The sequence below is a fragment of the Kushneria phyllosphaerae genome (assembly GCF_900312995.1).
In the GTDB taxonomy this organism is placed as follows: domain Bacteria; phylum Pseudomonadota; class Gammaproteobacteria; order Pseudomonadales; family Halomonadaceae; genus Kushneria; species Kushneria phyllosphaerae.
Genome location: NZ_ONZI01000004.1, coordinates 290121 through 309495 on the forward strand (window position 1 = coordinate 290121; position 19375 = coordinate 309495).

At 55.8% G+C, this 19375-nt stretch carries 20 protein-coding genes; all 20 read right to left on the reverse strand.

Translation table 11 applies throughout. The annotated features are described in order from the left end of the window. Window positions 1–80: 80 nt before the first annotated feature. Window positions 81–515 (reverse strand): flagellar protein FlhE, encoded by a 435-nt coding sequence (locus KSP9073_RS14485; protein ID WP_108843678.1) that lies wholly within the window; start codon window positions 513–515, stop codon window positions 81–83. Further along, window positions 512–2596, reverse strand: coding sequence for a flagellar biosynthesis protein FlhA (flhA, locus tag KSP9073_RS14490; RefSeq protein ID WP_108843679.1), 2085 nt, complete (start codon window positions 2594–2596; stop codon window positions 512–514). Before flhA ends, KSP9073_RS14485 begins: the two co-directional genes overlap by 4 nt. A 69-nt stretch (window positions 2597–2665) precedes the next feature. Next, the gene (gene flhB / locus KSP9073_RS14495) at window positions 2666–3832 is read right to left on the reverse strand and encodes a flagellar biosynthesis protein FlhB (RefSeq protein ID WP_108843680.1); all 1167 of its coding nucleotides are present in this window, start codon (window positions 3830–3832) and stop codon (window positions 2666–2668) included. A 129-nt stretch (window positions 3833–3961) separates the two neighbouring features. Beyond that, window positions 3962–4630, reverse strand: a complete 669-nt coding sequence (cheZ, locus tag KSP9073_RS14500; RefSeq protein WP_108843681.1) for a protein phosphatase CheZ — start codon at window positions 4628–4630, stop codon at window positions 3962–3964. Window positions 4631–4660: 30 nt separating this feature from the next. Continuing rightward, window positions 4661–5050 (reverse strand): chemotaxis response regulator CheY, encoded by a 390-nt coding sequence (gene cheY, locus KSP9073_RS14505; RefSeq protein WP_090129602.1) that lies wholly within the window; start codon window positions 5048–5050, stop codon window positions 4661–4663. A 63-nt stretch (window positions 5051–5113) separates the two neighbouring features. After that, on the reverse strand, window positions 5114–6175 hold the full coding sequence (locus KSP9073_RS14510; protein WP_108843682.1) for a protein-glutamate methylesterase/protein-glutamine glutaminase: 1062 nt from the start codon (window positions 6173–6175) through the stop codon (window positions 5114–5116). Then, window positions 6172–6789, reverse strand: coding sequence for a chemoreceptor glutamine deamidase CheD (locus tag KSP9073_RS14515; RefSeq protein ID WP_108843683.1), 618 nt, complete (start codon window positions 6787–6789; stop codon window positions 6172–6174). The genes KSP9073_RS14510 and KSP9073_RS14515 overlap by 4 nt, the downstream gene beginning before the upstream one ends. Next, window positions 6786–7631, reverse strand: coding sequence for a CheR family methyltransferase (locus tag KSP9073_RS14520; protein WP_108843684.1), 846 nt, complete (start codon window positions 7629–7631; stop codon window positions 6786–6788). The genes KSP9073_RS14515 and KSP9073_RS14520 overlap by 4 nt, the downstream gene beginning before the upstream one ends. Window positions 7632–7659: 28 nt before the next feature. Next, on the reverse strand, window positions 7660–9465 hold the full coding sequence (locus KSP9073_RS14525; protein WP_108843685.1) for a methyl-accepting chemotaxis protein: 1806 nt from the start codon (window positions 9463–9465) through the stop codon (window positions 7660–7662). Window positions 9466–9640: 175 nt separating this feature from the next. Then, window positions 9641–10129 carry a chemotaxis protein CheW gene (gene cheW, locus KSP9073_RS14530; protein ID WP_108843686.1) on the reverse strand — a complete coding sequence of 163 codons (489 nt, stop codon included), beginning with the start codon at window positions 10127–10129 and terminating at the stop codon, window positions 9641–9643. A gap of 67 nt (window positions 10130–10196) precedes the next feature. Continuing rightward, window positions 10197–12278: a chemotaxis protein CheA gene (cheA, locus tag KSP9073_RS14535; RefSeq protein ID WP_108843978.1), complete on the reverse strand. Its 2082-nt coding sequence runs from the start codon at window positions 12276–12278 to the stop codon at window positions 10197–10199. Window positions 12279–12372: 94 nt separating this feature from the next. After that, window positions 12373–13320 (reverse strand): flagellar motor protein MotB, encoded by a 948-nt coding sequence (gene motB / locus KSP9073_RS14540; protein ID WP_108843687.1) that lies wholly within the window; start codon window positions 13318–13320, stop codon window positions 12373–12375. Window positions 13321–13323: 3 nt separating this feature from the next. Next, the gene (gene motA / locus KSP9073_RS14545; protein WP_108843688.1) at window positions 13324–14205 is read right to left on the reverse strand and encodes a flagellar motor stator protein MotA; all 882 of its coding nucleotides are present in this window, start codon (window positions 14203–14205) and stop codon (window positions 13324–13326) included. A 329-nt stretch (window positions 14206–14534) separates the two neighbouring features. Further along, window positions 14535–15098, reverse strand: coding sequence for a flagellar transcriptional regulator FlhC (flhC, locus tag KSP9073_RS14550; RefSeq protein WP_108843689.1), 564 nt, complete (start codon window positions 15096–15098; stop codon window positions 14535–14537). Continuing rightward, window positions 15088–15444, reverse strand: coding sequence for a flagellar transcriptional regulator FlhD (gene flhD / locus KSP9073_RS14555; protein WP_341476567.1), 357 nt, complete (start codon window positions 15442–15444; stop codon window positions 15088–15090). The genes flhC and flhD overlap by 11 nt, the downstream gene beginning before the upstream one ends. Before the next feature lie 353 nt (window positions 15445–15797). Beyond that, window positions 15798–16085, reverse strand: a complete 288-nt coding sequence (locus KSP9073_RS14560) for an EscU/YscU/HrcU family type III secretion system export apparatus switch protein (protein WP_108843691.1) — start codon at window positions 16083–16085, stop codon at window positions 15798–15800. Continuing rightward, the gene (fliK, locus tag KSP9073_RS14565; protein ID WP_108843692.1) at window positions 16082–17164 is read right to left on the reverse strand and encodes a flagellar hook-length control protein FliK; all 1083 of its coding nucleotides are present in this window, start codon (window positions 17162–17164) and stop codon (window positions 16082–16084) included. Before fliK ends, KSP9073_RS14560 begins: the two co-directional genes overlap by 4 nt. Window positions 17165–17166: 2 nt before the next feature. After that, window positions 17167–17517, reverse strand: coding sequence for a flagellar protein FliT (gene fliT / locus KSP9073_RS14570; protein ID WP_108843693.1), 351 nt, complete (start codon window positions 17515–17517; stop codon window positions 17167–17169). Between the two features lies 1 nt (window position 17518). Beyond that, window positions 17519–17935: a flagellar export chaperone FliS gene (fliS, locus tag KSP9073_RS14575; protein ID WP_108843694.1), complete on the reverse strand. Its 417-nt coding sequence runs from the start codon at window positions 17933–17935 to the stop codon at window positions 17519–17521. A 26-nt stretch (window positions 17936–17961) separates the two neighbouring features. After that, window positions 17962–19314 carry a flagellar filament capping protein FliD gene (gene fliD, locus KSP9073_RS14580; RefSeq protein WP_108843695.1) on the reverse strand — a complete coding sequence of 451 codons (1353 nt, stop codon included), beginning with the start codon at window positions 19312–19314 and terminating at the stop codon, window positions 17962–17964. Window positions 19315–19375 lie beyond the last annotated feature (61 nt).

Consider the following 19375-nt stretch of genomic DNA (forward strand, 5'->3'; position numbering starts at 1 on the left):
TAAACACGGTCCCGGATCTGAATGCCTGTCAGGCAAAACCCTTTTCATTACCCTGCCGAATAGCCTGCAGCAGGCGTGATTTACTGGTCCTGCAGCCGATAGTTGACGAATACCTGGGCGGCCCCGCCCCGCACCGGATGCTTGAGCATGCCCTTGCCGGGCAGCACAAAGTGAAGTGACAGCGGCGTACTGGCCGGCAGCCCGGCAAGGGCGTCCGTATTGCCGTGAGCCATATTCAGTGCCACGCATTCTGATGGCGTACACAGCGAAGCCTCGGGCAGCACATCCCCCGGGCCCAGCTCATAGCGCCAGAAAAGCTCGGTGAACCGGCTGCCAGCGGGCGCATTCTCGGCATTCGCCAGCGCCACCCGGTACTCCCATCCCTTTTGCGCCATGTCAGGAAGATTGACCTGAACGGGAATGGCGCCCCCCGCTGCTTCAGCACAGGCCGCCGGCAATGCCCATGCGGCGGCGATCGTGAACCATGATATCGGCCGAGCCTTTATCTTTATCATGACTGCGATCCGATAATGGCCGTCACACGAATCTGGCGCTCTTCAGGGATCTCTGCCTGAGAGAGCACCACCAGACGCGGCAGGCGTCGACGCAAAAACCGCGACAGCAGCGAGCGCACGCCATGCTGTACCACCAGTACGGCCGGCAGCCCGCGCTCTTCCTGGCGCTGAACAGCGGTTTCTGCCTGTTGAATCAACGTATCGGCAAGACCAGGCTCCAGCGCCCCGCCATTGTTGAGCGCCTGCATCAGCATTTTTTCCAGATCGACATCAAGGCTGATCACTTCGGCAGGCTCCTGCCCGGGGAAATACTGCTGCGTAATGGCACGGCCCAGCGCCAGTCGCACGGCGGCGGTCAGCTCCATGGCATCAGTGGTATGGCCACCATGATCGGCCAGGGTGTCAATGATGGTGCGCATATCGCGGATCGACACATCTTCCGACAATAGCTGCTGCAGGATTCGGGTCAGTGTGGTCATTGAAATCAGCTTGGGCACGACTTCCTCGACCAGGCTCGGCGATTCCTTCGCCAGTCGATCCAGCAGCTTCTGGGTTTCACTACGGCCCATCATTTCACTGGCGTGCTCACCGAGCAGGTGATTAAGGTGCGTGGCCACAACCGTGCTGGCATCGACCACGGTAAAGCCCTGCATCTGGGCCTGATCACGCTGCGTGGCCTCAATCCAGGTAGCGGGCAGACCAAACGCCGGATCTTTCGTGACACGGCCCTCAAGATTGCCCATCGCCTGACCGGGATCAATGGCCAGATACTGTCCGGGCCATGCCTCTCCTTCGCCAATCAGAACGCCATTGAGCGCGATGCGATACTGCTGTGGCTGCAGGGACAGGTTGTCGCGAATATGAACCACCGGCGGCAGGAACCCTACCTCCTGGGCAAACTTCTTGCGCAGACTCTTGATGCGCTTCAAAAGCTCGCCGTCCTGGTTCTGATCCACCAGCGGAATCAGGCGGTGGCCAACCTCAAGACCCAGCGGATCAACCAGCTGAACATCGTCCCAGCTGGCTTCATGGCTGTCCGTGGTGGCCGCCGGGGCCGGTTGCGTTTCCTCGACAATGGCCGCTTCCTGCTTTTTCTTGTTCAGATACCAGCCCAGGCCGCCCAGCATGCAGGTGAACAACAAAAACACGATATTGGGCATGCCGGGAATGATACCCAGAAGACCGACAACGCCTGCTGTCAGATAAAGAACACGTGGATTGGTAAACAGCTGGCCCAGCAGCTGCTGACCCACGTCCTGCTCGGTGTTAACGCGCGATACGGTCACACCGGCCGCAGTAGAAATGATCAGGGCCGGAATCTGGCCGACCAGGCCATCCCCGATGGTCAACAGCGTATAGGTGTGGGCAGCATCGCCGACCGAAAGCCCGTGCTGAGCCACGCCTACTATCAGCCCGCCCACGATGTTGATGACCATGATCAGGATACCGGCGACGGCATCACCGCGTACAAATTTGCTGGCACCATCCATGGAACCGAAAAATTCGGCTTCCTGAGAGATCTCTTTACGCCGTTCACGCGCGAATTTTTCATCGATCAGACCGGCATTGAGATCGGCATCGATGGCCATCTGCTTGCCGGGCATGGCATCCAGAGTAAAGCGCGCGCCGACTTCAGCAATACGGCCCGCACCCTTGGTGATAACCATGAAGTTGATAACGACCAGAATGACGAACACCACCAGACCCACGGCAAAGTTACCGCCGACCAGAAACTCGGCAAACGCCTCGATGACCTTGCCAGCAGCGTCACCGCCGTTATGCCCTTCCAACAGCACCACACGCGTCGAGGCCACGTTGAGCGACAGCCGCAGCAGCGTTGAAAACAGCAGCACCGCCGGGAAGGCAGCAAACTCGAGCGGTTTGGTGGTGAACATGCTCACCAGCAGCACCATGATCGACAGGGCAATATTAAAGGTAAACAGCATGTCGAGAATAAATGGTGGCAGCGGCAGCACCATCATCGACAGAATCATCAGAATCAGGACCGGGCCGGCCAGAAACTTCAGCTGGCTGCTCTGAGTCAGACCGCCCCGGGAAAACAGTGCACTCAATGCATTCATGTCAGCGATGACCTGTCATGGTGAATAGGTTGTCCGGCGCCTTTAATGGGCAACGCAGCGCCCCGGGCATCATTGTTCATTGTTGTCCTCGTCATCCGAGGGTGACGGGGTATAGGCCATCTCTTCAGGCACCTCGATATGGCCGGGTCGTTTTGGCGTTTTACCCCCCTCGCTGCGATGGCGGCGCAGCTGATACACCCAGGCCAGCACTTCAGCAACGGCGGTATACAGTGCGGCAGGAATTTCCCGGCCCAGCTCACCGTGTCGATACAGTGAACGCGCCAGCGCCGGGGCCTCCAGAAAGGGAATACGGTTCTCCTGACCCAGCTCGCGAATTTTGGCAGCCACGGCATCAGCCCCCTTCGCCACCACCCGCGGGGCCCCCATCTCGTCGTCCTTATAGGCCAGCGCCACGGCAAAATGGGTCGGGTTGGTAATAATGACGTCGGCCTTGGGCACCTCACTCATCATGCGTCGGCGTGCGATCGCCTGCTGCTGCTGGCGAATACGGCCCTTGACGTGTGGGTCCCCTTCGGACTCCTTGTGTTCCTGGCGAATATCTTCCCGGCTCATGCGGAGCTTTTTGGTGTGGCTCCAAAGCTGATAAGGCACATCGATAAGGATGACAAAGATGAAGGACAGCAGGATCAGGGCGCAGCAGAACACCACCAGCAGCATCATGTGACGCATGGCCGACTGGATGCTTTCTCCGGCAAGCCCCAGCAACTCGCCCTGGTGGGTATAGATAAAGTAGGCCGCGACCAGCGCTATCAACAGTGACTTGGCAATGGTCTTGACCAGCTCTGCCAGCGCCTGACTGGAAAAAATACGCTTTAGACCAGCACCCGGATTGAGCTTTTTGATATCCACCTTGATGGACTTGGTCGAAAACAGCCAGCCACCCAGCGCCATGGGCGCCATCAGCGCAACCACACCCATGATGCCCATGATTGGCGCAATGGCCAGCAGTGCCCGACCACCCAGCGCCGAGACATTGATCATCATTCGAGTGGGATCACGGGCGACTTCCGAATCAAAGGTGAGCCCGTCCATCATGACGTCTGACAGCGTCTCTCCCATCCAGCTCATGCACAGCGCAAGGCCGGCCGCCCCGACGCTGAGCATCAGGAAGGTGGTCAACTCACGTGAACGGGCAACCTGGCCCTCTTCACGGGCTTTTTCAATGCGTCGTGCCGTAGGCTCTTCGGTTTTTTCTGCGTCGCTGTCGCCGGACATTTCGACCCCATGAAATCATGTAGAGCATCGTGCTCACTGGGCGACATTGTGCGAGGAAGGAGGGGAAAACAATCGCTCGAATAGCCCGCCCGAGGGAGAGCTATTCGACACATAAGCAGGAAATATGAACTAGAACCCGAGGCTGTCGAGCAGATCGTCGACCTGAGACTGATCGGTCACGATATCGGTGCGCCCTTCCGTCTTGATCTGGGGCCCGTTGAGCAGGCCTTCGGGGGTCTTGCTGGTGCTCTCCCTTGCACGCTCGCGCATGGCTTCAGAAGGCATATTGTCGATCAGCACCTGCAGGAGTTCACGCTCGATCTCGCGGATGACCTCCATCATTTTCTTGATGACCTGACCGGTCAGATCCTGAAAGTCCTGGGCCATCATGACTTCCATCAGCTGACTCTGGGTCGCACGGGTCTGTGCCGGCACCCATTCAAGATAGGCGCGGGTGTCCCCGACCAGATCACGCGCTTCGGCCTGCTCAAGCGGCTTGTCGAACCACTGATCCCAGCGCCCGGCGAGCTCGGCCGACTGCTTTTCAATGTTGTCCTGAATGGGCTGAGCAATTTCGATGGCATTGAGCGAGCGCTCGGCGGCCTGCTCGGTCATGGAAGCAATGTAGCTCAGGCGATCGCGGGAATCGGGAATGGCCTGCGCGGCCTTCTCGACTTCCTTGTCCAGACCCAGCTCTCGCATATTGTCACGCAACGCACGCGTCAGATGACCGATTCTGGCAATAAGGTCCGGCGGGATCGCATCTTCTGCGTTCTGCGGTTTGGCATTGGCTGTCATGTCGTTAACTCCCGATGGCTATCCGCAGACTTATTTATCGAGCTTTTCGAAGATCTTGTTCAGCTTTTCTTCGAGCGTCGCGGCGGTAAAGGGTTTCACCACGTAACCATTGGCGCCGGCCTGCGCTGCCGCAATGATGTTTTCCTTTTTGGCTTCTGCCGTGACCATCAACACCGGAAGATGCTTGAGGTTGTCATCGGCACGAATCTGCTTGAGCATTTCCAGCCCGTCCAGGTTCGGCATGTTCCAGTCAGAGACCACAAAGCCAAAGCTGTCACTGCGAAGCTTTGCCAGACCATCGACGCCGTCTTCGGCCTCATCAACATTGTTGAAGCCAAGCTCCTTGAGGAGGTTGCGCACGATACGACGCATGGTGGGAAAGTCGTCCACCACCAGGATGTGAATGTTCTTGTCAGCCATGTCTGCCATTTCCTTTTCAAATAAGTGCGCTTGCGCGCGAGTCAACGATTCAGTGGTGCTGCGCTAGACGCGCAGCGCCTGACGATTATTGCCACCCAGCTGTGCCAGCGCTCGCTCGCACATGCTGGTAATGGGGACGATTTCACATGCAGCACCCAGAGCTATGGCTTCACGCGGCATGCCAAAGACCACACAGCTGGCTTCATCCTGCGCCAGCGTCCAGGCACCGGCTTCGCGCATCTTCAAAAGCCCCTGAGCACCATCCTTGCCCATACCGGTCAACAGCACGCCAATGGCATTCTTGCCTGCGCTGATGGCGGCGGATTCAAACAGCGCATCAACGGAAGGCCTGTGCCGATTGATGGGCGCTTCATGGTCCAGTGAAATCACATAGTTGGCGCCGCTTCGAATCAGACGCAGGTGCGCTTCACCACCGGGTGCCAGATAGGCATGACCGGGCAGCACGCGCTCGCCATGCACGGCTTCGCGAACGCTGATGCGGCAAAGACTGTCCAGGCGCGCAGCAAAGGATTTGGTAAACCCGGCCGGCATGTGCTGGGTAATCAGTATTGCCGGGCTGTCCGAGGGCAGCGGCATCAAGAATTCTCGAATCGCCTCTGTTCCGCCCGTTGAGGCACCAACGATCAGAAGCTTCTCGCTGGAATACAGGGGTGCACGAAGGGCCGCCGGCGCAGTCGTTGACGACGGCTGAGCCACCTTGAGCTTTGCCCTGGAGGCCGCTCGGATCTTGTCGGTAATGGCATGAGCGTATTCGGCCATGCCTTCTCGAATGCCAAGCTGTGGCTTGGTCACGAAATCCACCGCGCCCAGCTCAAGCGCCCGCATGGTAATTTCCGAGCCGCGCTCTGTCAGGGAAGAGACCATGACGACCGGCATGGGCCGCAGGCGCATGAGCCTTTCCAGAAAATCCAGACCATCCATGCGCGGCATTTCGACATCCAGTGTCAGTACATCGGGATTGGTCCGTTTGATCAGATCACGAGCCACCAGAGGATCCGGGGCCGTGGCAACCACTTCCATGTCCGGTTCCTGATTGATGATTTCGCTGATCAGGCTGCGAATCAGTGCCGAATCGTCAACACACAATACCTTGATCTTGCTCACCGTCCTGCTCCTTTCATGCCTGCTGCAGCTGCGACCAGCGGATTAACAGCCTCGCCTACCAGCGCCTCGATCAATGTCTTCTCACGACTGCAGACCGTGGCACTACCGTTGAGACGCCTGACCCTTACCTGGCCGGTCCCCGGCAGATAGTGCACGCGACGCGCATGGCTACCGTTGAGGTCCTGCGCGAGGACACGAATGTTTTCGCGATCAAGCCACGCCATGACAAACTCGGCATTGGCAAACCCGATGCGTGATGCCATACCGGCAATGACCATGCCGCCCCCGAATACCTTGGCTTCCAGCCGGTCGCGACGTCCGCCCAACCGACATATTTCCTCCACCAGTGTGCTCATGGCGTGCTCGCCGTAACGAAGACGTGGGCCGCTGGTATCGTGACTGCCATCACCGGGCAGCATGTAATGATTCATGCCGCCCACGCCTGCCGCGCTATCACGGATACACGCAGAGACACAGGAACCCAGCACCGTCGACAGCACCATGGGTGATGACGCTACGTAATACTCGCTCGGCAGCAGTTTGACGGCGTCAAGACTGTCATCGCGATCGAAGTAAAAGTGGTCGGCCAGGCCTTCCTGCTCGCGAGACTTCATGACCGTGAACCCGGGTTTGACGCAAGGCCATAGACGGTATGTCCCTGCAAACGGAAGACATCGGTCAAATAGGTAAAGTTCTCGGAGTGCCCGGCAAAAAGCAGTCCATTGGGCTTGAGCAGCGGCGCAAACCTTTCCAGAATTTTCTTCTGAGTGGGCTTGTCGAAATAAATCATGATGTTGCGACAGAAGATGACATCAAACGGACCTTCAACTTCCCATCGCGCCGCCAGCAGATTCAGCTGGCGATATTCCACCATGGCCGCCAGCGCCGGATTGACCCGTGCCACGCCGGATTTGGCTCCGACTCCGCGCATGAAAAACCGCTTGCGCTGCTCCATCGACAGCTTCTCGATCTGAGCGATCGGGTAGATACCGGCCGCCGCCGTGGCGAGCGCCTTGGTATCAATATCGGTGGCCACAATTTTGGCGCTTTGCGCCTTCGACCCGAGCGCCTCGGTCAGCGTCATGGCCAGCGACCAGGGCTCTTCGCCGGTAGACGCCGCGCAGCACCACACCTTGACGCTGCCGCTCTGGGCGCGAACGTGATCGGCCAGAATCGGAAAATGATGCGCTTCACGAAAAAATGACGTCAGGTTGGTCGTCAACGCATTAACGAAATGTTCCCACTCCGAGGACTCTGCATGACCATCCAGCAGATCCAGATAAGCCTTGAACTGATTAAGCCCAAGGGTGCGCAGGCGACGTGCCAGACGGCTGTAAACCATCTCTTTTTTATGCAATGCCAGTGCAATACCTGCACGCTCATGGATCAGGCGCCTTACACGCTCGAAATCCTCATGCGTCAGTTTTAAATCGCGGCTTTCAACGACTTCTGTCACGTCTTTTACTCCGCATCACCCGAGGTGATTAAAAGGTTGTCCAGTCCTCGTCTGCTGCTTCAGACGCTGGCTCACCGCGTGGGCGAGCGACTTGTGCTTTGGCTTTGGCAGAGACGGAGGTGGCGGCTTTGCCGGACTCGGTACGTGACGACGTCGAAATGTGCCTGTCCGATTCACTGCCGTGGGCCTTACCCCCATGCTTCATTGAAGAAGCAGTCCTGTCTGAAGCTATTATCGGCGCCCGAACGCTTTCCTTGATCCTGAAAAGACTGACAATTTCATTAAGATGATCGGCGTTTTGACGCATCGACTCGGAGGCTGCCGAAGACTGCTCGACCATGGCCGCATTTTGCTGGGTCATTTCGTCCATGCGCTGAATGGCCTGACCGATCTGTTCGATGCCATTTTTCTGCTCACGGGTGGCTGACGAGATTTCCTGCATCAGCGTCGTAACCCGATGCACCCCGCCGACGATATCAGTCATGGTGGTTTGTGCGCGGGCGACCAGCTCACTGCCGGCATGCACTTCAACCGAAGACCTGTCGATCAGCTCACGAATTTCGCGCGCCGCCTGGGCACTACGACTGGCCAGGGAACGTACCTCATTGGCAACCACGGCAAACCCTTTGCCCTGCTCACCGGCACGTGCAGCTTCCACCGAGGCATTGAGTGCCAGAATATTGGTTTGAAAGGCGATGCTGTCGATCACGCCCACGATATCGGAGATACGTGCAGAGGCCTGGGTAATGCCCTCCATGCGCGTGACCACATCGCCCATTTCGTTACGACCCCGTTCGGCCACGGTCGATGCCTCATGCGCCAGCTTCGAGGCGTCACTGGCATGCTCTGCATTATGGCCGACCGTTGCGGTCAGCTCTTCCATACTGCTGGAGGTCTGTTCAAGTGATGCTGCCTGTTCCTCGGTGCGCCGGGAGAGGTTCTGGTTGCCAGTGGCCAGCTCACTGCTGGCCGGCGAAATGACACCAACACTGCCCTTGACATCACGCACGACGCATAACAAGCATTTGCGCATGGTATCCAAGGCAATCATTAACTGATCATCGCCTTGGTTACTCATCTCGAGATCACCGCTGGCGATCTGGCGACAGAACAGCAGTGCCTGATCAAGTGATCCCTGTACACGCCTTGCCAGCAGGGCGCTGGCAACGGCACTCGCACTGGAAAGGAACGCTGCGCCGAGGGTGAGTACGCTCATGGTGACGGGCAGGGATTGCTGTGTGGATAATATTTCGTAATCAGCCACCAATAGCCCCAGCAGCCCCAGTAGCCCCATCGATGACACCGCACAGGTCATGCCCGCCCAACCCGCACGGCGCGAGTCTGTCATGCGTTTGAGACGATTGCCCCAGCCGCGCGGTCCCGCAGGTGTAATCACACCCTGCACCAGAGTCCAACGCTTCCCCTGACCGCTATTGATCTGTCGATAAACATCGTCGGCGTGAGCAATGGCGGCATCATCAGCCTTGACTCGAACCGAGGCATAGCCCTTGAGCTGGCCCTGCTCGACAATCGGCATGACTGTGGCCCTGACCCAGTAGTAGCCTCCGTCCTTGCGTCGATTCTTGACCATGCCGGTCCACGTCTCTCCGTCGCGCAGGGTCTTCCAGAGATTGGCAAAGGCCACTGGTGGCATGTCCGGATGGCGCACAAGGTTATGGGGTGCGCCAATCAGCTCATGGCGCTCAAACCCACTGACCTCGATAAACGCCGGATTGGCATAAACGATGTTGCCATCCGTATTGGTCTGGGAGATCAGGAACTGCTGCTCATCCAGGACATAATGTTTGTCATTGACCGGTTGGTTATTACGCACGCATGGATCTCCTGAGATGAACTCGGTGGTCGGCGATTGCCAAAATGTCTGTGCACATCAAACTATGTTTTGAATAAAGTAAAACTAGGATTAGCGCAGGTTAAAGTACGCTGTTCGTGCAGACACAAAAAAAGCGCCGGCAGATGCCGGCGCTTTTGAAAGCAAAAGCGATTGATTACGCAGCCTTGTCAATCAGGGCCATCTCTTCACTGCTCATCAGCTTTTCAATATCCACCAGAATCAGCATGCGATCATCCAGACTGCCCAGCCCCATCAGGTAATGGGTAGACAGCGTTGAACCAAACTCCGGTGCCGGTTTGATCTGCTCACCGGTCAATGCCAGAACATCGGAGACGCCATCCACCACCACGCCCACGACCCGATGACCAATGTTGAGCACGATCACGACGGTTTGCGCCGTGTAGTCGGCATTGCCCAGGGCAAATTTCAGACGCAGGTCAACGATGGGGACGATAACGCCACGCAGATTGGTCACGCCCTTGATAAAGGAAGGTGCGTTGGCAATGCGCGTTACGCCTTCATAGCCGCGAATTTCCTGCACACTCAGGATATCGATGCCGTACTCTTCAGCACCCAGTCGAAAGACCAGAAACTCGTGACCTTCCCCTTCCAGCTGTACCTTGTCGATAGCAGAAGCTTCCATTGTCTCAACTCCCATATGCCCGACCCAGCGGGCAGAATTAAAGATGGCTGTGCGTTATGCAACTGAATCAGTGCAGCGCGGCAGCACTACGATGATGACCCGCGTGACTGCCTTCACGATCCTGAGGCGCACGTGACAGTGCCGGAATATCCAGGATCAATGCCACGCTGCCATCGCCCAGGATGGTGGCGGCAGAGATACCCGGGACACGTCGATAATTGGTTTCAAGATTCTTGACCACGACCTGGTGCTGCCCGATCAGTTGATCAACCTGCAGGGCAAAGCTGCGACCTTCGCTTTGCACGATCATGACAATGCCCTTGGTGACATCCTGCTTCGCATCGGGGATGTCAAAAACGCGGTAAAGCTCGACCAAAGGCAGATATTCACCTCGAACGTGCAGGACACGATCATTACCGGTGACGGTGCTGATATCTTCCGGCCTGACCTGCATGGACTCCTTGATGGCCCCCAGCGGCAGGATATAAACCTCTCCTCCGACACGAACCGACATGCCGTCGAGAATGGCCAGCGTCAGTGGCAGCACGATTCGCGTGGTAGTGCCCTGCCCGGTACGGGAGAGAATTTCCACGTGGCCACCCATCTGCGCAATATTACGCTTGACCACATCCATGCCGACGCCACGGCCTGATAGATCGGTTACATGCTCGGCGGTCGAAAAACCCGGAGCAAAGATCAGCTGCCAGACATCGTCGTCGCTCATGGCATCCGACACGGCCAGACCATTCTCACGAGCCTTGCTCAAGATCCGGTCACGGTTCAGGCCTGCACCGTCATCACTGATTTCAATCAGGATGTTGCCGCCCTGATGACTTGCAGACAACGTCAGCTTGCCCGCGGCCGGTTTGCCCGCGGCCAGGCGTCGATCAGGCGTCTCGATGCCATGATCCAGACTGTTGCGAACCAGGTGGGTCAGCGGATCAACGATGCGCTCGATCAACCCCTTGTCGAGTTCGGTAGATTTGCCCACCGTTTCAAATTCAACCTGCTTGCCCAGCTTGCCGGCCAGGTCACGCACAAGCCGCGGGAAGCGGTTGAAAACCACGTCCATGGGCATCATGCGAATCGACATGACCGCTTCCTGCAGGTCACGAGCATTACGCTGAAGCTGGTTCATGCCACTGAGCAGATTGCCGTGGATGACCGGATCGAAATCGGATGTCCCCTGCTCCAGCATGGACTGGGTAATGACGAGCTCACCGACCAAGTTAATGATCTGGTCAATCTTTTCAATCGATACGCGCAGAGAGGCATTTTCGCTGCTGGCCGCAGCCCGCTCGGCCTTTTTGGCAGCAGGCGCGGCGGCCCTGGCCGGCTCGGCCGGCGCCGCAACGCTAACCGGTTCCACCGGGGTCACCTTTTCCGCTTCAGGTGCCTTTTGCACCATCTCTTCCTCGGCGGGCCACTCCTCAACTTCGGCGGGCCATTCATCGACGGATGTCTCTACGCCATTGTCAGCGGAGGCGGCTGCAACAAGCTCGAACGTGATCTGATCATCGTCGACCACGAAACAGAGCACGGCGCGGATATCTTCCTCGCCCGTGGCGGTTTCAAGGCGCACGGTCAGCACATCATTGGCATGCTGCTGTTCCAGTACGGTACCGAACAGTGCCATCTCTTCTGCAAGACTGGTGGCATTATCTGCGGCAACCCCGGCAATCCGGATAATCATGGCACTGCTTTCAGCAGCGCCGGATGCGGAGGTCTGAGCTGACGATTCAGAAACAGCACCACTTCCATGACCCTTCTCTTCGGCCAAGGCTTTCAGAGTGTTACAGATACGCTCGTAGGCGGCGCTGTCCGGCTCGGTCTGTTGACGGTAGGCATTGAGCTGATCGCTGAGCATATCCTTGGTTTCCAGAAATATGTCGATAATGGTCGGGTCAAGGGTCAGTTCACGATGACGCGCCTTGTCGAGCAGGTTCTCGAACAAATGCGTGGTTTCCTGAAGCACGGTAAAGCCGAACGTACCCGCGCCACCCTTGATGGAGTGTGCCGCTCGAAAGATGGCATTGAGCTGTTCGCCGTCAGGATCGCTGGGATCGATCTGCAACAGCTGCTGCTCCATATCGCTGAGCAGCTCCTCGGCCTCTTCGAAAAATGTCTGGTAGAACTCGGTAATGTCGATGCTCACGCCTGATGCCCTGCCCTGCTTCTGGATTCGGTCAAACGCTCGACTCGAGCGTGCGCGAAAGTGTTTTCAAAACCTGCCGTCATGGTGCTCATGGCTGTGTCATCTGTTCTGACGCCTCCGGAGTGTCCAAGGCACTGCCGCTCTGGGCAAACCCCTCGATGGAAAGCGGGACCTTGTCACCATCGATGATGGCCGGCGTGGTAGGTGCCATGTTTTCCTGTTCCATCATTTTCTGTGCGCGACTGTTGAGCACCAGAATGCTGATACGACGGTTGAGCGCACTGTCTTCCTCATCGGGCATGTTCATGGTGTCCGCCATACCGATGACTCTTAGCAGCTTCTCGGGCTCAAGCCCTCCTGCTACCAGTTCACGCCGTGATGCATTGGCGCGATCCGTTGAAAGCTCCCAGTTGCTGTATCCCTTGAGACCAGCGGCAAACGGAAGGTCATCCGTATGGCCTGACAGGGTCAGCTTGTTGGGCAACTCATTAAGCAAAGGGGCAATGGCCGTGAGTATGCGGTGCATATAAGTCGCCACACGTGCACTGCCTACCTCGAACATGGGCCGTCGCTGGCTGTCCACAATCTGAATTCGAAGTCCCTCGGGAGTAAGATCAAGCCGCATCTGTGATCGTAAATCCCGCAGGGCCGGGTCTTCCTGCATCAGTGCTTCAAGGCGTGCCTTGAGCCTGCTCAGCGCCGACATATCAGTGGCCATGCTACTGTTTTGCTCAATGGTGATCCGGGAGCGTTCTCCCTCACTGTGCATGACGTCATCCCCGCCTCCAGGGATAGCGCTGTTGCTGGCCGAATTACGATCCCCACCAGCCAGCGCCACTTTTAAAGGGGTACGAAAATATTCACTGATCTGCTCAAACTCGGCTTTTGATGTTCCGGCCAGCAGCCACATCACCAGAAAGAAGGCCATCATGGCCGTCATGAAGTCGGCGTAGGCGATCTTCCAGCTGCCATGCGAACCATGATGGGCGGCGGCTTTCTTGCGACGTATGACAATGGGGCGACGGTGCTGGCTCATGGTTTAACCCTGACTATTGCCGCTGGGCTGTGAGCGTACGCTACGTACATGCTCTTCCAGCTCGCTGAAACTGGGACGCTCGCTTGAATAGAGCACCTTGCGACCGAACTCGACTGCGATCGGCGGCGCATAGCCATTCAGATTGGCCAGCAGCGTGACCTTGATACACTGCAGCATCTTCTCCACTTCACTGATCTGATGCCGGATGTGCGTGGCCAAAGGTGTGACAAAACCGTAAGCCAACAGGATCCCCAGAAAGGTACCCACCAGTGCAGCCGCGATCAGGGGGCCTACTTCTTCAGGCGTCAGCCCTTCGGCACCCAGTGCATGCACCACGCCCATGACTGCCGCCACGATGCCAAAGGCAGGCAGGCCATCGCCGACACCTGAAATGGCGTTAACGGGAATTTCCGCTTCATGCTGAAAGGTCTCGATTTCATGATCCATCAGCGACTCGATCTCGAAGGCATCCATGTTGCCGCTGATCATCAGGCGCAGATAATCGGTCAAAAACTCCATGAGCAATGGATCTGCCATCAGTTTGGGATAGCGTGTAAACAGCGGGCTTTCCGCAGGGGTTTCCACATCACGCTCGAGCGCCATCATGCCCTCCTGGCGGCCCTTGGCCAGCAACAGGTATAAAAGCGCCATGAGCTCCATGAAAAGCTCCTTGTTGTACTTGACGCTTCCCTTGAGCTTGGGGACGACTTTCAGTGTTGCCTTGATTGCCGTGCCGTTGTTACTGGCGACGAAGGCACCTATGGCAGCACCACAGATGATGACGATTTCGGCCGGCTGAAACAGCACAGCCAGATGACCACCTACCATCATGTACCCCCCGATTACCGAGGCAACAACAGCAACATATCCAAATAATATCAGCACGGTAATTCCTCAGTATTCAGGATCTGGAGATAACATCGGCCAAAAGTGGCCAGGCTTGAGAGCCCATCTCATCAGATTCATCGGGGAAAAAGGGATATGACGTCTGCAGCAATACCGAGCTCGTCTGCTGATCAATGATGACGATATTAAAACCTTCCATCGCTTATCAAAGGCAGGACTAGCTTCCAAAAAAGGGGCCATATTTTCTGTTTGAAAACGGTTGCGGCAGGATCTTCAGACAAGAAAAAACCCTGAAAGCGAGCGCTGTCAGGGCAAGGGGAAAATCATGGCAATAACGGGGGGATCAAACGAGGGCGTACGTTGCCTTATCAGTATTCGCTACCACTTTCCTTTCTAATGCGCTCTCTTTCGGCAGCACGTCGGGTTTTGCCGGCACGAGACGGCGGCTGGCAGATCCCGCACACGAAGTCCTGATCAAGGCTGTGGGCATGGTTAACAAACCTGCCACTGCATGAGGTGCATGAGGATAGCTGCATCATGTCGCTTTCAAAAAAGCGTACCAGTGTCCATGCGCGAGTCAGACCCAGCACGGCCTCACCATCTTCAAGCATGGAGATTTGCTCGAAGTAAAGTCGGTAGGCCTTGATAATGGCTTCCATCCGGTCACAGCGGCTCTGTTCGCGCAGGGAAAGATAAATATTATAAAACAGTGACGAGTGAATATTGGGAAGCCATGTAATAAACCAGTCTGTCGAAAAGGGCAGCATCCCCTTCGGCGGTGAAACGCCCCGGACTTCCTTGTAAAGACGAATCAGTCGACCACGAGAAAGATCCGTCTCGGTTTCAAGCACCTGAAGTCTTGCACCCAGCTCAATCAACTCGATTGCCAGCTGAATATCACGCACTTCATTGATGACGCTCTTATCGGCCATGATGGCGCCCCTTTTTCAGCACCACCTCCTCCTCGTCATCACGCATGCTACCAGCAAGCAGAATGGCAGCGTGGGTGCGCTTGAGATCGTCTTCTCGCTGCTGGGTGGTCAGCGAAGACAGCTGTGAAGGGTCTACCAGAGCAAAATGACACAGGAGCTGATTGGAGTTGGCAAGTTTTGCAAGCTGGGAAATGGGCAATGAGGCCAGAGTATCCGCCATCTGTTCGTTCAGCTTCAGCCTGAACATGGCAGAAGAACGATCTTCGTTCAGAAGCCGCTGTACCAAAAGCAGATAAGACAGATTGACGTTGCGAATATCGTCCAGCAGATGGCTTGTGGTCATCATGTTCCCTTCCCCTCGTCTTGAAGATTTATCCCGTATTACGACAGGTGCAGCGGCGATTGTTCACGCTCTTGACCGATTTTCGTAACAGGTTCATTGCCAGGCAGGGCGACATTCAGTCAATTTAATGTAACGCCCCGTTACCTTCTGCAATATTGGCACATCATACTTTACTACCACAACCCTTTTTTTGATTAGTACGAAAACAATGTTTTCTCATGGCATGTCTTAAGACAATAGCAGAAAATTTAGTCAATAAAATCAACGTCAGACGAAAAGGGCCCAAAAAGGGCCCTATTTCAAAATAATAAAAAAATAATTTGTATCTTTGGGTTAACGGATGGTTTTTTGACGTATCACTGCACAGAGGCTGCATCCCGCTCCAGTTCGTGTATCCAGCACAACAGTTCTGCCAATGCCAGATACAACTCTTTCGGAATACGGTCATCAAGGTCCACGTGCAGGAGAAGATTGACCAGCTCTGCCGATTGATGCACATGGATACCACTTGCATGCGCCTTTTCTATGATGGCATCGGCAGTTGTGCCATAGCCCTTGGCCACCACACGAGGCGTCTCATTGACATCATGTGCAATGGCCACAGCGCGCTGGCGTTGAAAGGAATGATCATTGGAAGATGTCATGCTGTTTCACCCTCATGATCATTCCCGTTCTGAGGCGAGAAGTGTAATGCCGCCAGTTGAAGGCCTGCCCCTGTGAACCGTTCATCAAGATGCTGCCCCTGCACAGTCATCCATGCCAGATAGGGACCTTCTACCCTGCCACTGACCTTGATGGTCTTGTCCTGCAGGCTGATCTCGAGATCAACATGCCCCAGGGCAGGGAGCGTCAGTCTCAATTTTGAGCGCCAGATCCTTGAGGCCTCTTCTCTCTTCTCATCGGTATCGGCCTCGGGTTCCTGCTCGATTTCCCATTGCACCGGTATCTGGGGCGTCAAAAAACCTTCCCATCTCACCAGCGGAGACGTCATGAGCTCCAGCTGATGACGCAAAATGCCCTGTAGATCATCCTGGGCAGAGGACATATCAGGCGTTCCGGCCTCTCGACCAGCAAGGCTGCCAGCGGATTGCGCAGCGTGTCGTTCACGCATGACCGCAGTGAGCGCGCTGTATGCCTTGTCCGCCTCCGCAGTAGCCTGGTTTCCCGTCGAAAGTGCCTGTAAAAGCCTGTTCTGAGGCTCCTTGAGCAATTCCTGTGAATCATACTGCCCCAGAAGCCATTGACGCAGGTGCGACTCATAGAAAAGGCCGCTATGCCTGATCTGTCCGGCAAGCACGGACGAAAGCACTAAAGGCCTGGGCGATTCCTCGTCTGCCAACAGAACGACATCCGTGCTGACCACAGGTGCTGTGGCCGGAAATTTTTCCAGAATCCGGGATATGGCTCTGGCTTCGGCACTGAAATGCGTGGTGGAAGATTTGGGCAGGCTGCTTGAAGGCGTGTCTTCAACAAAAGGATTGCTACCTGATGGCGTCACTCGAGCGGGTATCCTGTCAGGCGATTTGGCTCTTGCAGCCGCATCCTCGCCATGGCGCTCAAGCGTTTCATCCGGTGTGTCCGAGGTGCCATGACGCACTGCCGGTGTATAGGTCACACCCCCCAACGGCAGATCGGGTTGCCTTGAAGCAACCCGATCCAGATCCGCGCGACGTCCCAGGACGTTGTGAAGCAAGGTATCCAGCAGTGGTGTAATGGCACTCATGACTACTCCCCCATTGGGGCCGATACCGCACTATAGGCACGATTGACCTGCTGCTGTACCCGGCTCTTCTCCATCAGATGACTGAGTTCGTCGAGCCTTTGCTGTAGCAACACATGAAGCTGATGGTCGTTTTCCAGAAGCTGCGCCAGAATTTCCTTCTTGTATGCCTGACGCTCACTATCCAGCGTTATTTGTTCATCACGCACTCGAAGACGATCAATTTCACACAGATAATCATGCTCAAGTTCAATCAGCTTTTGCCACTGGCCTGCACTGGCATGCTCAAGCATTTGCTGGCTCACCCTGAGCGCTTGCTCATAGCCATGGATGATCAGAGTACGTTTTTTTTCCATATCAGGCCTGAGCCGCTGCAGTGGGTTGCTGGGCAGACGAACCGATTTCCTTCCATGCACCGGCAATATCACTCAAAAGACTTTCTACATGCTCTACCAGTGTCTTGTCGTTCGACACATTGGCTTTCAAAAGAGAGCGTGACATGTATTCATAAAGCGATGACAGACGCTCTGCCAGCTCTCCCCCGCGCGTCATGTCCAGACTGGCTCGCAGTCCGCCATCGATGATATCGATGGCCTTTGAAATGGCCATGCCCCTGCCGGCAATATCGTTGTGATCCATGGCCCACTTGGCCTTGAAGATGGCAGCCATGGCGCCGTCAAACAGCATGACGATCAGTTGATGTGGAGAAGCGCTCATCACGCCCGTCTCTACACCCACTGACGCGTAGGTACTTGCCCCTTTTTGTGCATACATAATTAGTATCCGCCGCTATAAAACGATTAATCTTTCGAAGCGCCGTTAAGGGCTTCCAGCTGCTGGCTAAGGTAAGACTGTGTATTGTTAAGCTTGGACATCATTACATCGAGCTGTTGAAACTGTTTCTTGTAGCGTTCTACTGTCGTCTCAATGGTGTCCTGCATTCTCAGACTGCGGGCTTCAAGGCTTTTGACCGAGCTTTCAAGGCCGGCTTTGGCACTACCCACGGCGCCGTTATCTTTTAGCATCTGGGTAATACTGGTATCGAGTCTGGCCGCAATACCTGTTTTTCCATCTCCAGAAAACAGGCCCTTCATACCATCAAGGTTGTTGGCCAGGGCATCATCGAGCTTTTTCTCATCGCCGACTTCAAGCTTGCCATCCTTTGTAAAATTGATGCCGGCTTCGAATAGATAATTCATTCCCTCACCGGCCGCAGCATTGCTCATGGCATCACGCAGTGTGCTCTGAACCGATCGCACAGTGCTGTTGCCTGTTAATGAAGCGCCCTTGACGCTATCTCCTTCGCCGCTGACTTTAGTTAGTGATGTAATCTTGTCAGCCAAAGCGTTATAGGCTTTTACAAAATCTTCAACTGCTGTTTTAACGCTTTCCGTGTCCTGGCTAACAGTCAGCTTTGTGGAAGCTCCCTCCGCTGTCGTCTCAACAAGATTGAGCGTGACGCCCTGAATGGCTTCTTCAATGGTATTGGAGGCACTTGTGATGGCGAGGCCATTCACCGTCAGAGAAGCATCTGATGCAGCGACTGTTTCAGTAGTACCGGAAAAAAGCGCCCCGAGATCACTGTTGTCACTTGAAAAGGACATTGTTGACGCAGCGCCGGTAGCCTGGGAGTTCAATACCAGTCGGTAAGGGGTACCACTACCATCATTGACAATAGATGCCGTTACACCCGCATCAGCTTTGTTGATGGCATCGCGGATACCGGCCAGAGAACCATCAGTAATATCAATGGCCGTGGACTTGTCGCCCACATTGACGGTCAGCGATCCTGTTCCAATAGCGCTGGTCGTATCGGTACGTCCGGCCGTAGCCAGAGACTGTGCCGTTGCCAAAGAGTTGATCTTGATATCGTAGCTGCCAGCAGCTGCCGTACTGCCGGCAGTAGCCGTCAATGCCGAACCGCTGACATTGGTCGCAAACCCTTTATATAGCTCGGAACCATTGAGCTTTTGAGCAGCCTTTTGAAAGCCTTCAAGCGAACTCTGCAACTGTCCAAAGCCCGACAACTTGGCGTTGGTCGACGCAAGCTTGGTAGTGATAGGTGCAAGCTTCGCCTCTTCTGATTTCTTGAGACTGGACAGTAGCGACGTTAGATCAAGATTGGAACCAACACCCAGTGATTCGATAGCCATCTGTAACACTCCGGAATGGGGAATCCTGGCAGGCAAAAACGGATTCGTTGTTCTCTCTGAC